The sequence below is a fragment of the Streptomyces sp. NPDC007264 genome (assembly GCF_042869095.1).
GTDB lineage: Bacteria > Actinomycetota > Actinomycetes > Streptomycetales > Streptomycetaceae > Streptomyces.
On the sequence record NZ_JBIAFD010000010.1, the window covers coordinates 19,763 to 32,987 of the forward strand.

9 protein-coding genes are annotated in these 13,225 nt (G+C 72.6%); all 9 read right to left on the reverse strand.

Going from position 1 to position 13,225, the window contains the following annotated elements; translation table 11 throughout:
• Positions 1-89 precede the first annotated feature (89 nt).
• The 9 genes from ACFYMU_RS18690 to ACFYMU_RS18730 all read right to left on the reverse strand — a co-directional run bounded on the left by ACFYMU_RS18690 (position 90) and on the right by ACFYMU_RS18730 (position 13,172).
• Positions 90-1,514, reverse strand: coding sequence for a S28 family serine protease (locus tag ACFYMU_RS18690; protein ID WP_388374107.1), 1,425 nt, complete (start codon positions 1,512-1,514; stop codon positions 90-92).
• A 124-nt stretch (positions 1,515-1,638) separates the two neighbouring features.
• The gene (locus ACFYMU_RS18695; RefSeq protein ID WP_388374109.1) at positions 1,639-2,025 is read right to left on the reverse strand and encodes a hypothetical protein; all 387 of its coding nucleotides are present in this window, start codon (positions 2,023-2,025) and stop codon (positions 1,639-1,641) included.
• Positions 2,026-2,116: 91 nt separating this feature from the next.
• Positions 2,117-5,977, reverse strand: a complete 3,861-nt coding sequence (locus ACFYMU_RS18700; RefSeq protein ID WP_388374111.1) for an ABC transporter ATP-binding protein — start codon at positions 5,975-5,977, stop codon at positions 2,117-2,119.
• A gap of 473 nt (positions 5,978-6,450) precedes the next feature.
• The gene (locus ACFYMU_RS18705; protein WP_388374113.1) at positions 6,451-7,374 is read right to left on the reverse strand and encodes a serine hydrolase; all 924 of its coding nucleotides are present in this window, start codon (positions 7,372-7,374) and stop codon (positions 6,451-6,453) included.
• Positions 7,375-7,486: 112 nt separating this feature from the next.
• The gene (locus ACFYMU_RS18710) at positions 7,487-8,989 is read right to left on the reverse strand and encodes an ATP-binding protein (protein ID WP_388374115.1); all 1,503 of its coding nucleotides are present in this window, start codon (positions 8,987-8,989) and stop codon (positions 7,487-7,489) included.
• A complete protein-coding gene (locus ACFYMU_RS18715) occupies positions 8,986-9,735 on the reverse strand; it encodes a response regulator transcription factor (protein WP_388374545.1) in 750 nt (249 codons plus the stop codon). Before ACFYMU_RS18715 ends, ACFYMU_RS18710 begins: the two co-directional genes overlap by 4 nt.
• Positions 9,736-9,828: 93 nt before the next feature.
• Positions 9,829-10,605, reverse strand: coding sequence for a peptidoglycan-binding protein (locus ACFYMU_RS18720; protein ID WP_388374117.1), 777 nt, complete (start codon positions 10,603-10,605; stop codon positions 9,829-9,831).
• Between the two features lie 243 nt (positions 10,606-10,848).
• Positions 10,849-11,769 (reverse strand): FMN-binding protein, encoded by a 921-nt coding sequence (locus tag ACFYMU_RS18725; RefSeq protein ID WP_388374119.1) that lies wholly within the window; start codon positions 11,767-11,769, stop codon positions 10,849-10,851.
• A gap of 68 nt (positions 11,770-11,837) precedes the next feature.
• Complete coding sequence (locus ACFYMU_RS18730) at positions 11,838-13,172, reverse strand: ferric reductase-like transmembrane domain-containing protein (protein ID WP_388374121.1); 1,335 nt, start codon at positions 13,170-13,172, stop codon at positions 11,838-11,840.
• Positions 13,173-13,225: the final 53 nt, after the last annotated feature.

Consider the following 13,225-nt stretch of genomic DNA (forward strand, 5'->3'; position numbering starts at 1 on the left):
GGTGCGTGGGCGCCATGGATGGCCCGCCGGTCAGGCTGAGCGGGCCGCGGGCCGGCGGCACCGTCGTACGGCCGGCCCGCGGCCGGCCGTCACGGCCTGAGCGTCGGTTCGCGTTCCACGTCGCGGCGGTCCAGGCGCGCGTCGTACGCCGCCAGCGGCCTGGCCGCCGAGGGGTTCGAGAGCACCGCCGGGGACGCCACGCCCGCCCAGTCCAGGATGCGGGCCGTGGCCAGCGTCTTCTCGTCGGACGCCAGCCCCGCCACGTTCGCGCCGTGGTTCAGGCCCGGGGCCGTGAAGACGTAGGAGTCGCGGGCGCCCGCGCCGAGCCGGAAGCGTTCCGCACCCCACGGGTCGTTCTGGCCGTACACGAACAGCATGTGGTGCGCGTGGTGCCTGACCCAGCTGTCCACGTCCCGCATGGCCCACGGCTGGAACCGCATGGGGACGGAGCGCGGCACGAAGTTCCGGGGCGGCTGGTAGCCGTAGCGGATGTACTGCTTCTCGATGTACGGAAAGTGGATCGTCGGCGCTCCCAGCTGCGTGCCCGCCTGGTAGTAGTACGGCGTGTACGGCTCCAGACCCTGGTCGGTGTAGAAGGAGAAGCCGGAGATCGTGTCGACGGAGTTCCAGATCTCGTCGTCGGTGGCGTTCTTCGCGTCCGCCGGGATCGTGTCGCAGTCCGACAGAAGGCTGTACTGCCAGAAGCCCCACACGTAGTCCAGGACGACCGCCTCGTACGCCCGGTCCAGACCACCGATCGTGTCGAAGGTGTAGCCGTTGTCCGCCGCGTACGCCGCGTACTTCTCCTCCAGCGGTTCACGCCGCACCAGCGCCTCGCGCTGCACCGCGTTCAGCCGGTCCCGGCACTCCTTGCTGCCGACCGCCGTGAAGAAGCGGTCATAGGCCGAGTCCTCGTTGTTGACGACGTCGTTGGGGGCGACGTAGGCGACGACGCCGTCCATGTCGCGCGGGTAGAAGCGCTCGTAGTACGTCGCCGTCATGCCGCCCTTCGAGCCGCCCGTCGCGATCCAGTTGTGCGAGTAGACCGGCTTGAGCGCCTCGTAGATGCGGTGCTGGTCGCTCGCCGCCTGCCAGATGTCGAGCTTGGACCAGTCCGCCGGGTCGGGGCGGGACGGGGTGAAGAAGCGGTACTCCATCGAGACCTGGTTGCCGTCCACGATCTGGGTGGGCTCGCGGCGGCCGGGTGTCGTGGAGACGCTGTAGCCGCCGGTGTAGAACACCGTGGGGCGTGAGACGTCCTTGTGGAGCACCGTGATCCGTTGCTGGAACGTGCCCTTGGACGGATGCCGGTGGTCGACCGGCTGGGTGTAGTTGAGAACGAAGAAGCGGTGACCGGCGTACGGCTTCTCCTGGACCAGGCTCATGCCCGGGATCGCGAGCAGCCGGTCCTTGATGTCGCTCGGCTCCTGCTGGGAGGCGGTGGCCTCCCCGGCGGTACCGACGGTGCCGATGAGCACCATGAGCGCCAGCAGCCATCTGAGCGCCTTACGCATGCACCCTCCCCTGTGAACACAGATGTCCGCCGGAACCTAGCGGAGCAACTGCTGTCGCACCAGGGGACGTTGGGATGACACGCCTATGCGCGGGCGCCCGTGGGGCCGCCGGGTGGGCGTGCCCTCAGCACAGGAACCATCCCGAACTGACCGACGCCGAGCCCACCGAGCCCTTCACCCGCACGCACCGGTGCCCGGCGTGCACGGTCACGGGCCCGGCGTGGTACCGGTACGACCCGCTGTCGGTCACGGGGCGGCTGCCCCGCGCCTGCACGCTGACCGACATGGCTCTGCGGCCGGCCACCCGCTTCACGACGGTCATCGCGCACACATAGCCGTCGCGCTTGTAGACCTGTACCGAGCCGCCCGAGAACGCGAGCGTACGGACCTTCCGTCCGGAACAGTAGTCGGCCGCCTGCGCGTTGCCGGGGCTCGCCACCGCCAGTAGCCCGCCCGCCGTCAGCACGGCCAGACCGAGCGCCAGGCGCCGGCGTATCGCACCACCATCCACTGTCGTCCCCCTCCCCGTGGATCGACGTACTGATGTACGGACGCCCGTCGTATGCCGGATGGTTGCCTGGCACGGATCCGTCCGGGGCGGTTCAGGCCGTGGAGCCCACCGTCTCCTCCGGCTCCGGCTCCCCGGCGAACGTCCGCCACAGCCGCGCGTACCGCCCGCCCCGGCGCAGGAGTTCCTCGTGCGTGCCGTCCTCGACGACGCGGCCGTCGTGCATGACCACGACCCGGTCCGCGCGGGCGGCCGTCGTCAGCCGGTGGGCGACGATCAAGGTGGTGCGCGCGCCAGCGCTCGACGAGGGGCGGTGGTCGGGCGACGGGTGGGCGGCACGGCGGCCGGCGATACGGTCCGTGGCCCGGTTGACCTGCGCCTCGGTGGCCAGGTCGAGCGCGGCGGTCGCCTCGTCCAGCAGCAGGACGTCGGGCCCGACCAGCTCGGCCCGGGCCAGGGCGATCAACTGCCGTTGCCCGGCAGACAGGTTGCGCCCGCGCTCGGCGACCTCGTGCAGATAGCCGCCCTCCAGCGTGGCGATCATGTCGTGCGCCCCGACGGCCCGTGCCGCGGCCTCCACCTCGGCGTCGGAGGCGTCCGGACGGCCGTAGGCGATGGCGTCCCGCACGGTCCCCTCGAACAGGTACGCCTCCTGCGGCACGACGCCGAGCCGGTGCCGGTACGAGGTCAGGTCGAGGGACCGCAGATCGGTGCCGTCGACGAGCACCCGCCCGCGCGTGGGGTCGTAGAACCGTGCGACCAGCTTGACCAGGGTCGACTTTCCCGCCCCCGTCTCGCCGACGAAGGCCACCGTCTGCCCGGCCGGGATCACCAGGTCGACGCCGCGCAGGGCCTCTTCGTCGTCGCCGTAGGCGAAGTGGACGCCCTCGAAGGCGATGTCGCCGCGCAGCGACCGCACCGGGAGCGGTTCGTCGGCCGTCTTCGTGGTGGTCGGCTCCTGGAGCAGCTCCTGGATGCGGCCGAGCGACACCGTGGCCTGCTGGTAGCCGTCGAAGACCTGTGACAGCTGCTGCACCGGCGCGAAGAACAGATCGATGTACAGCAGGTACGCCACCAGCGCACCGGTCGTCAGCGTCCCGCCGTCCACCCGGTGGGCGCCCACGATCAGGACGGCCGCGGCGGCCACCGCCGACAGCAGCTGCACGAAGGGGAAGTACACGGAGATCAGCCACTGGCCGCGGATGCGCGCCCGGCGGTAGCTGTCGCTGCCCTCGCCGAACCGCCGCCTGCCGTCCCCCTCGCGCCGGAACGCCTGAAGGATGCGCAGCCCGGACACCGACTCCTGGAGGTCCGCGTTGACCACCGACACGCGCTCCCGCGCGAGTTCGTACGCCTTCACGCTCGCCCGGCGGAAGAAGACGGTCGCCACCGCCAGCGGCGGCAGGGTGGCGAAGACGATGAGCGCGAGCTGCACGTCGATCACGAGCAGCACGGCCATGATGCCGAAGAAGGTGACGACGGAGACGAAGGCGGTGACGAGACCGGTCTGCAGGAACGTCGACAGCGCGTCCACGTCGGTCGTCATCCGTGTCATGATCCGGCCCGTCAGCTCCCGCTCGTAGTAGTCGAGTCCGAGCCGCTGGAGCTGGGCGAAGATCTTCAACCGGAGCGAGTAGAGGACCCGTTCGCCGGTACGGCCGGTCATGCGCGTCTCGCCGATCTGCGCCGCCCACTGCACGAGCACGGTGAACAGCGCGAGCAGGGACGCGGACCACACCGCGCCGACGGCGAGCCGGGAGACGCCCTGGTCGATGCCGTGCCGGATCAGGACCGGCAGCAGCAGGCCCATGCCCGCGTCGACGGCGACCAGGCCGAGGCCGGCCAGCAGCGGCAGGCCGAAGCCGCGCAGCAGCCGGGTGAGGCCGTACGACTCCTCCGCCCGGACCGCGCGGGCCTCGTCGACGTCGGGGGTGTCGGTGGCCGGGGGCAGCTTCTCGACCTGGGCGAGCAGTTCCGGGCCGGCCGGGGTCCCGGCCAGCGCCTGGTCCTTGGGCTCGCGGTCGCCCGTCCACAGATGGGGGGTGACCCCGCGCTCCGCGTCGAACTCGGCCTCCAGCTCCTCCTGGACGGTCGTGTCCTCCTGCGGGGGCGCGGCCGGGGCGTGGCCCGGGGAGACGCCGCCCAGCCCGTCCGGGTCGGTGAGCAGCCGCCGGTACAGGGCGGAGCGCGCCTGGAGCTCCTCGTGCGTGCCGATGTCGGCGAGGCGGCCGCCGTCCAGGACCGCGATGCGGTCGGCCAGGTTGAGGGTGGAGCGGCGGTGGGCGATCAACAGGGTGGTGCGGGTCTCGGCGCCCGACGAGGGGTGGCCGGGTGACGGGCGCCGGCCCTCCATGACCTGCTTCAGCGCTTCGTGGATCTCGTGCTCGACCCGGGCGTCCACCGCGGAGGTCGCGTCGTCGAGGACCAGCAGCCGCGGGTCGGTGAGGATCGCGCGGGCCAGGGCGATGCGCTGGCGCTGGCCGCCGGACAGGGTCAGGCCGTGCTCGCCGACCTTGGTGGCGTACCCGTCGGGCAGTGCGGCGATGAAGCGGTCGGCCTGGGCGGCGCGGGCGGCCCGCTCGATCTCCTCGTCGGTGGCGTCGGGACGGCCGTACGCGATGTTGTTGCGCACCGTGTCGGAGAAGAGGAAGGAGTCCTCGGGGACGAGCCCGATCGCGGCGCGCAGCGATTCCAGGGTCAGCTCGCGCACGTCGTGGCCGCCGACGAGGACGGCGCCGTGGGTGACGTCGTAGAACCGGGGCAGCAGGAGCGAGACCGTCGACTTGCCGGAGCCGGAGGAGCCGACGAGGGCGAGCGTCTCCCCGGGGCGGATCTCGAAGGAGAGCCCGTCGAGGACCGGGCCCTTCTCGTGCGAGGTGCCGTACGCGAAGGAGACGTCGTCGAACTCGACGCTCACGGGCGCGTCGGCGGGCAGCTCCCGGGTGCCGTCCCGCAGCGACGGCTCGGTGTCGATCAGCTCCAGGACGCGCTCGGCGCTCGCGCGTGCCTGCTGGCCGACGGTGAGGACCACGGCGAGCATCCGCACGGGGCCGACGAGCTGGGCGAGGTAGGACGAGAAGGCGACGAACGTGCCGAGCGTGATGTGCCCGCGCACGGCGAGCCAGCCGCCGACCGCGAGCATGGCGACCTGGCCGAGGGCGGGCACGGCCTGGAGGGCCGGGGTGTACCTGGCGTTCAGCCGGATGGTCCGCAGCCGGCCCGCGAACAGCCGGCGCCCGACCTCCCGGAGCTTCCCGGTCTCCTGCTCCTCCTGCCCGAAGCCCTTCACCACCCGGACGCCGGTGACGGCGCCGTCGACCACGGTCGCCACGGCGGCGGCCTGGGCCTGTGCGTACCAGGTCGCCGGGTGCAGCCGGGCGCGGCTGTGCCTGGCGATGAACCACAGGGCGGGCGCGACGGCCAGCGCGACCAGCGTCAGCGGCAGCGACAGCCAGGCCATGATCACCAGGGAGATCAGGAAGAGGAGGACGTTCCCGATGGTCATCGGGAGCATGAAGAGGAGGCCCTGGATCAGCTGGAGGTCGCTGGTGGCGCGGCCGACGACCTGCCCCGTGGACAGCTCGTCCTGACGGCGTCCGTCGAGGCGGGTGATCGTCGCGTACATCTCCGTGCGGAGGTCGTGCTGGACGTCGAGGGCGAGCCGGCCGCCGTAGTAGCGGCGGATGTAGGTGAGGGCGTAGACGACGGCGGCCGCGCCGACGAGGGCGCCGGCCCAGGGCGCCATGGACCGGGTGTGACTGGTGACAACGTCGTCGATGATCACCTTGGTGACCAGCGGGACGACCGCCATGACGGCCATGCCGCCGAGGGAGGACCCGAGCGCGAGCAGGACGTCCTTCCGGTAGCGCCACGCGTACGCCGTCAGCCGCCGCGCCCAGCCCGGCCGCTCCGGTCGCTCCGGTCGCTCCGGTCGCTCCCCCTCGTGCGCTGCCACGCCGGTCCCTTCCTGCCGTCCCTGCGGTCCTGATCTTCCTCAAGGCACCAACGCGGACCGGTGCGGATTTCATCCCGCCGCGACACTCCGGCGGGAGGCTCCGGCGCGACGCCCCTCCACGGCACCCCGGCGCGCCGACCGGCCGACGGCCGGTGAGAGCGTGGTGGGGAACCGGATCGTGTTGTCGTCCCAGAAAGCGGAGGGCTGCGACGGTCGCCTGGGGCGACGATTGGCGTATTCGTCCCATGCCCGGAGGCTCGGCGAGGTCCTTCCGAGGGCGTGAGCGGTACGGATCCGCCGATCTGGGGTCTCCTGTGCTGCTCAGCGTCGGAGACCCGCCGAGCGCTCGTCCCGCCACGGCTGTGCGCGAGCTCTGTCGGCGGCTGCGAAGCCTCGAGCGCAGGCGGCAGGGCCGGGAGGGGGAACCGGCCGGGTGCGGTCCGCACCCGGCCGGCCGTGCGCCCGGAGCCGGGTCAGTTCGCGGGGACTGCCGGGAACGCCTCGCGCGGCGCACTCGTCGGCACGTAGGTGCTCGTGAGGCCGGTCGTCGGCACCAGGTCCTTGTGGATCGCCTTGGCGACGTTCTGGATGGTGGTGACGCCGTAGCTCATGGTGCTGTTGCCGTGCGTGAGCACGGTGATCATGTAGTCGTGTCCGCGGCCGTTGAACGTGCCGACACTGTGCACGCGCCAGCCGTACGAGGACCGCTGGAGCCAGCCGTTCTTCACATGCACGGAGACACCGGAGGGCGTGCCCGCCGGGGTCCCCCAGCGCTGCGAGGAGATGACCTTCCCCATCAGCTTCAGGATGTACGCGCGGGAGTTGTCGCTCAGCACCGCGTTCTTCGCGGTGATCAGCTTGAGCAGCTTCTGCTCGTCCTGCACGGTGATCTGGGTCAGTCCCCAGTAGCCGTCGGCGCCCGGCTTCGTCCGGGTCATGCCGGCGGCGGCGAGGAAGCCCTTGATCTTCGTCAGGCCGAGCTGCCGCCACAGCGTGCTGGTGGCGCTGTTGTCCGACTGGGTGATCATGGCCGTGGCGAGGCTCGTCTCACGGCTCGTCAGGTAGCGGTTGTGCTTCTTGGCGTCCCACAGCAGCGTGGCGAGCACCGTGACCTTGACGACGCTGGCCGAGTCGTAGGCGGAGGTGGCGCGCAGCGAGCACGTCGTGTTGGTGGAACGGTCGTAGAGGCCGACCGCGATCGTGCCCTTGCGGCCGGCGAGGGCCGCGGTGATGTCCTTCTGCAGCTTCGCGGCCAGGCCCGCCTTCGCCGACGTGCAGGCGACCGTCGGGGCGCCGGCGGCCGCCGCGGGCGTGGCGGCCGCCACGAGCGGTATGAGCAGCCCGGCGCCGAGGCTCGCACTGAGCGCACGGACACGCCGGGACATCCGGTGAGTCATGGAAGTTCTCATCCCCCTTGGGTGAAGTCGGACGTGCTTTCGACACGCCCGCTCCTCTTGACGCACGGCCACCGGTGAATGGTTGTACCGGTTCGCGGGGGCGGTGCGCCCCCTACGTGCGTACGTCACTGCCGCCGGGCACCCGTGCCCCGGCGGTGGCCCCGGCCGTCCTCGGCGCGCGTGCCGGATGCGCGGCGAACCGCGCGACCGCGCGGGGGCGGCCGGCGTGGAACCGGTCCTCGGCCGGTGCCGCCGGCTGCAGCCGGACGACCGCGTCGATGCCGCCGCCGGGCGCCTCCTGGAGGGTGACGTCGCCGCCCCCCGCCCTGGCGAGCCGGCGCACGATGGGCAGTCCCAGGCCGGAGCCGTCACTGTGGGTGCCCGGGGCCCGCCAGAACCGGTCGAAGGCGCGTTCCCGTTCGGTCGCGGACATGCCGTGACCCTGATCGATGACGTGCAGTTCGGCGGCGTGCTCGGTTCGGCGCCGCGCGAGGGTGATGGAGGTGCCGGGCGGGGCGGCCCGCAGGGCGTTGGCCAGCAGGTTGTCGATGATCTGCTCCACGGCGCCGGGGACGGCCACCGCGGGGCCCGCGGGCTGCCCCGCGACGGCGATGTGCACCTGCTGCTCGGCGGCGAAGGGAGCCCAGGTGGCGGCGCGGTCGGCGACGACGGCGTCGAGATCGACCGGCTCCGGGGTGGTGGCGCTGTTCTCCAGCCGGGCGAGGGCCAGCAGCCCATGGATCATGCGGTCGAGGCGTTCCACCTCGCCGATGGCCTCGTCCAGGCTGTCGTGGGCGCGCGGATCGAGGTACGGCTCGAAGTTCTCCAACCGCAGGCGCAGGGCCGTGAGCGGCGTCTTCAGCTGGTGCGAGGCTTCGGAGGCGAAGGACCTCTGGGTCTGCAGCAGATGGTGGAGCCGGGTGGCGGTACGGGTGAACGTCGCGGCCAGCCGGCGCAGTTCGGGAGGGCCGTCGTCGATGACCGGCGCAGGCGCGAGACGGCCGTCGGCGAGCTGGGCGGCGGCACGCTCCAGGGCGTGTACCGGACGGGTGATCCAGCGGGTGAGAGCGAGCGCCGTCAGTGCCGCGGCGGCCAGGACGCAGGCCCCGCCGATGGCGAGGGCGAGCCAGACCTCGTGGACGCGCCGTTGTACGGGCCCGAGCGGGTGGCTCAGGCGCAGTGCGCCGTGGACCGACGTGCCCGACCAGGCGGGCATGGTGGCGTAGTACTCCTCGGCGCCGGTGCCGGCGTCGCGGCGCGTGCCGGTGGCGGACCGGTCGCGCAGGGCGGAGGCGATGTCGGGCTCTTGGGACAGGTTCCGCCCCCGGGCGGCGGACGCGCCGGAGTCGGCGAGCACGGCGCCCTTGCGGTCCACGATGACGACGCGGCCGCCGGAGCGGTGCGCGTAGTCGGCGGCCAGGCCGGGGAGCATGTCGGTGGAGTGTGCGTCGATGATCTCCTCGGCGAGTTCCGCCAGCATCACCGCGTCACGGTCGACGGCCCCGGTGAACCGGTTGAGTTCCCCTCGCGCGTAGACGTATCCGAGGGGAAGTTCCAGGGCGAGCAGGGCCAGCAGCACCAGGCTCAGGTAACTGGCCAGCAGGCGGCGGGTCACGCCGGGCCGCCCGTCGGGTCCGCGAGGCGGAACCCGACACCGCGCACCGTCTCGATCCACGCCGGGTCGCCCAGCTTGCGGCGGAGCGCGGCCACGTGCACGTCCAGGGTCCTGGTGGGGCCGAAGTAGTGGGGGTCCCACACGGCGTCCATGATCTGCTGCCGCGAGCAGAGCGCTCCCGGGTCCTGCGCGAGGTACTCCAGCACGCCGAACTCCTTGGGGGCCAGGGCGATCGGCCGACCGTGGAGTTCGACGCGGTGGGTCCGGCGGTCGATGGTCATCGGCCCGATGCGCTGGGCGCTGTGGGCCCGGTCGGACCACGGGGCGGGCGCGGCCGACGGTCCGGCCGCCGCGCCGAAGGCGGCACCGCCCTGACCGCCCCCGGCTGCCGCGACGGCTCGCGTCCGCCGGGTGACGGCCCGGATGCGGGCGACCAACTCCCGTACACCGAAGGGCTTGGAGAGGTAGTCGTCCGCGCCGAGTTCGAGGCCGACGACACGGTCGGCCTCATCGGTCCGCGCGGTGATCATGATGATGGGGACCTCGGAGCGGGAGCGCAGCGCCTTGCAGACGTCGATGCCGTCCATGTCGGGCAGACCGAGGTCCAGCAGGACGAGATCCGCCGCGGCGGCCGCGAGTGCGGCCGCCCCGGTGCGGGCCAGCTCCACGGTGAATCCGTAGCGGCCCAGACCCTCGATCAGCGGGCCGGCGATCCGGTCGTCGTCCTCGACGAGGAGCAGCCGCACGGCGTCAGGCCGGCACGAGTCCGCGCCGGCGGGTTGGGGATTCACAGCGATCATGGAACGTGCCTGTCTGCCTCGGTGAGTCGGTCGGTGCGGTCACGCGCTCTCTTCCCGCTCCTCCTCGTGTTCGTGAGCTTCGCCGTCGTCCGGCCGGCTCGGGGCGGGGCGGACGCTGAGTTGCCGGACACGGGCCTCCAGGGCGTACTGGGTCACGGGTCCGTACACCCCCGGCGCCTCGCTGCTGATCCCGGCCGAGCCCTGGAAGCGGGCGACCGCGTGGGCGACGCCGGCGTCGAAGCGGCCGTCGGTCTCGCCGCTGCCGACCCCGTACAGACCGGGTATCCGGTGCAGGAGCGACTGGAGTTGCCGCACCCTCGGCCCGGTGTCCCCTTCGCGGAGCACCCCGTCGTCCGTCGCCGTGGACGAACCACCGGACCCGGCCGGAGGCTCCGTCGGCGGCCTCGCGGTGGCCGAGGGGACCGGCGAGGAGCCGGCGAAACCGGTGGGCAGACTGATCGGTACCGTCCCCGGGCCCTGGGGATCGCCGGACGAGAGCGAGAAGCTGCTGCCGAAGAGCGACATGGCGAACAGGAAGCCGCCCACCGCGAGCAGCGCGACGACGGCGCCGATGACGGCCTTCGGCTTGTCCCGCAGCCCGGGCCGGACCGCGGCATGGCCCCGCCGGGGCGCGGGCCGCAGCCAGTGGACACCGGTCCCGTCGGGGTCCGCGGCGGCCGCGGGGCCGATGTCACGGGAATCCTGGGACGACGGTGCCGGCGTCGGGTCCGGAGGCGTCCCGAACAGCACGGCGGCGTCGAGGTCGTCGGCCGAAGGCCGGGTGCGGAGGGTGTTGCGCGCCTGCTTGAGCACCACGGGACTCCTCCTCGTCGATCAGGTCGGCGACCGCCTCCTGACCACACCTCGTCGCACGGCGCGGCCTCGCGGCAGCCCGTCCGTGGCGCATCCGTGGGCCGGAAGTGCGGACAACTGTAGAGGCTGACGGTGCATGACAATGCGAAACGGCGGCAAGTGCCGTCGGTTCAGGGCCCGGTGGGCCGTCGGTGGCACCCCGGGGCGGCCGTGTCCCCGGCCGCCCCGGACTCGCTCTGTGCCGCCCTACGCCTTCGCCCCGTCGATGGCGGACTGCAGTGACTTCTTGTAGGAGCCGGTGGTGTACGTCGCACCGGACACGCTGTCGATGGTCGCGCTCTGCGCCGCCAGCGCCTCCTTGCGGAGGGTCGGGATGGCCCGGGCGTTGATCTGGGCGGTCGTCGCCGGCGTGGTGGGGTAACTGGCGGCGACTTCGGTGATCTTGCCGCCGGAGACGGTGATGGTGGTCTGGATCGTGCCGTAGGGGTTCGTGGAGGCGGCGCCCTTGAACGTGCCGTCCCGCAGGCCGGTACCGGGCTTGGACGGCGCGGGCGGAGTACCCGGCTTGGACGGGGCGGGCGGAGTGGCGGGCGTGGACGGTGCGGGCGCGGAGGGGGAGGAGCAGGAGCAGGGGGGCGGCGTGGACGGGGAGGGGCACGAGGGCGCGGCCGGGCCGGTGGACATACCGCCGGCGCCGCCGTCGTTCGCGGTGCCGGGGGCCTGTCCGCCGCCTCGCCGACCGTCGCCGTCCCCGTCCCCGTCGCCGTCGCCGTCCTGCTCGCCCCCGCGGTCGTCGGCCTCGGGCCCGCTGCGCCCGTCGTCGTCCCCGGTGCGGGTACGGGTGCGTTCGTCGTCGCCCCCGGTGCCGGTGCGGGTGCGTTCGTCGTCGCTGCCGCCGCTCTCGCCGTCGCCCCTGTCCTCGTCACTGCGCCAGCTGACGGGTACGGCGGGTATCGCATCGGCGGCGGCGTTCCTGAACGTCGCGGGGCAGGCTGGTGCCGCGGGGGCGGGAACGGCGGGGGCGGCGTTCGCGGATGCTCCGCCGGCCGCGGGCGGCTCGCTGGTGACGGTGGTGGTGGATCCCACCGGGGCGATGCCCAGCTTCAGTGCGGTCAGCAGTGCGGTTCCGGCGAGGGTGCCCGTGATCGCGACGATGGACTTGCGCATGGTGAACCTCCAGGGATCGGAGCGGAGAAGAGGGGGATGCCGGAGAAGACCCGGACACGGGGAGAAGTTCAGAACTCGAAGGGGTCGAGGTGGATCTGGCGCTCGGGCACCCGGAGTTCCTTCAGGGCGCTCAGCGCGGCGGCGATCAGCCCGGGCGGCCCGCACAGGTACACGTCCCGGAGGGTCACGTCCGGCACCAGCTCGACCAGGCCCTCGGGGGTGAACAGCCGGGCGGGCCCGGGGTCGTGGCGGGAGCCGGTGACGTAATGGACCGTGCAGTCCCGGTCATGGGCGATGCAGTCCAGTTCGTCACGGAAGACGATGTCCTCGGCGGAGCCGGCCCGGTAGATCAGGGCGGTGAACCGCGGCATCCGCTCCAGCACGGCCCGTACGGGGGCGATTCCGCTGCCGCCGGCGATCAGCAGGGTGCGCTTGCGCACGCGTCGGCCTGCCGTGAACGCTCCGAAGGGGCCCGACGCCACGACCCTGGTGCCGGCCTTCAGCGAACGCAGACGGGTGGTGTGATCGCCGATCGGGTTGACCGTCAGCCGCAGCCACTCGGAGTTGGGCGCGCTGGACAGGGAGAACGGATGGGACTGCGACCAGTCCTCGCCGGTCAGGAACCGCCAGCGGAAGAACTGTCCGGGCCGGGCGCTCAGCTTGTGCAGCTTCCGGCCGCTCACGTAGATCGAGAACATGTCCTGCGCCTCCGGCACCACGGCGGCGACCCGCAACCGGTGCCGCAGGTTCAGCCACAGCGGCTCGACGGCCCGCCCACCGACCAGACAGGTGATCACCAGCGCGTACAGGGCGATCCAGTAGGCGCGCGCCACCGGGGACTGCAGGTCGGTACCGGTGCTGAGCTGGTGCCCGTAGCCGAGCAGCAGCGCCCCGTAGGCGGTGAGGTGCAGGGCGTACCACACCTCGTAGCGCATGCGCCGCCGTACGGCCCGGACGGCCGTGAGGGAGATCACCACCAGAATGCCGGTGGCGGCGAACGCGTCGACCATGTCCTGGGAGGTGTTCAGCAGCGACAGCGTCTGTGCCTTCACCGTCATCCGTGCGGACAGGGCGTACCCGTAGACGATGAACACCGTATGGGCCAGGACCGTGACCAGTACCGGGGCCCCGAGCTGCCGGTGCCAGGCCATCAGATGGTCGGCGCCCGCCCAGTCCTCCAGCCAGCCGACCCGGCTCATCACCAGGACCTGGGCGAGCAGGAGGAAGCCGGACACCATGCCGGTGACGCGGCCGACCGCGGTGAACAGCGTGGCCTCGTCGGTGAGCGACCCGCTGGGGGTGTTGAACCACCACAACGCCACACTCGCGACCAGCAGCACCCAGAACCCGGTCTCCACCAGCGACCTGTTGCCCTCGGCCTGGAGGCCGCGGGCCGGCTCCACGGCCGGCTGCGCGCCGGGACCGCCCGCTCCGCCCTCGACGGGTGGCTTCCGTC

Bases quoted from the DNA above. Each gene is read 5' to 3' on its own strand.
- ACFYMU_RS18690 (WP_388374107.1), bottom strand. From the start codon at position 1,514: ATGCGTAAGGCGCTCAGATGGCTGCTGGCGCTCATGGTGCTCATCGGC.
- ACFYMU_RS18705 (WP_388374113.1), bottom strand. From the start codon at position 7,374: ATGACTCACCGGATGTCCCGGCGTGTCCGTGCGCTCAGTGCGAGCCTC.
- ACFYMU_RS18725 (WP_388374119.1), bottom strand. From the start codon at position 11,769: ATGCGCAAGTCCATCGTCGCGATCACGGGCACCCTCGCCGGAACCGCA.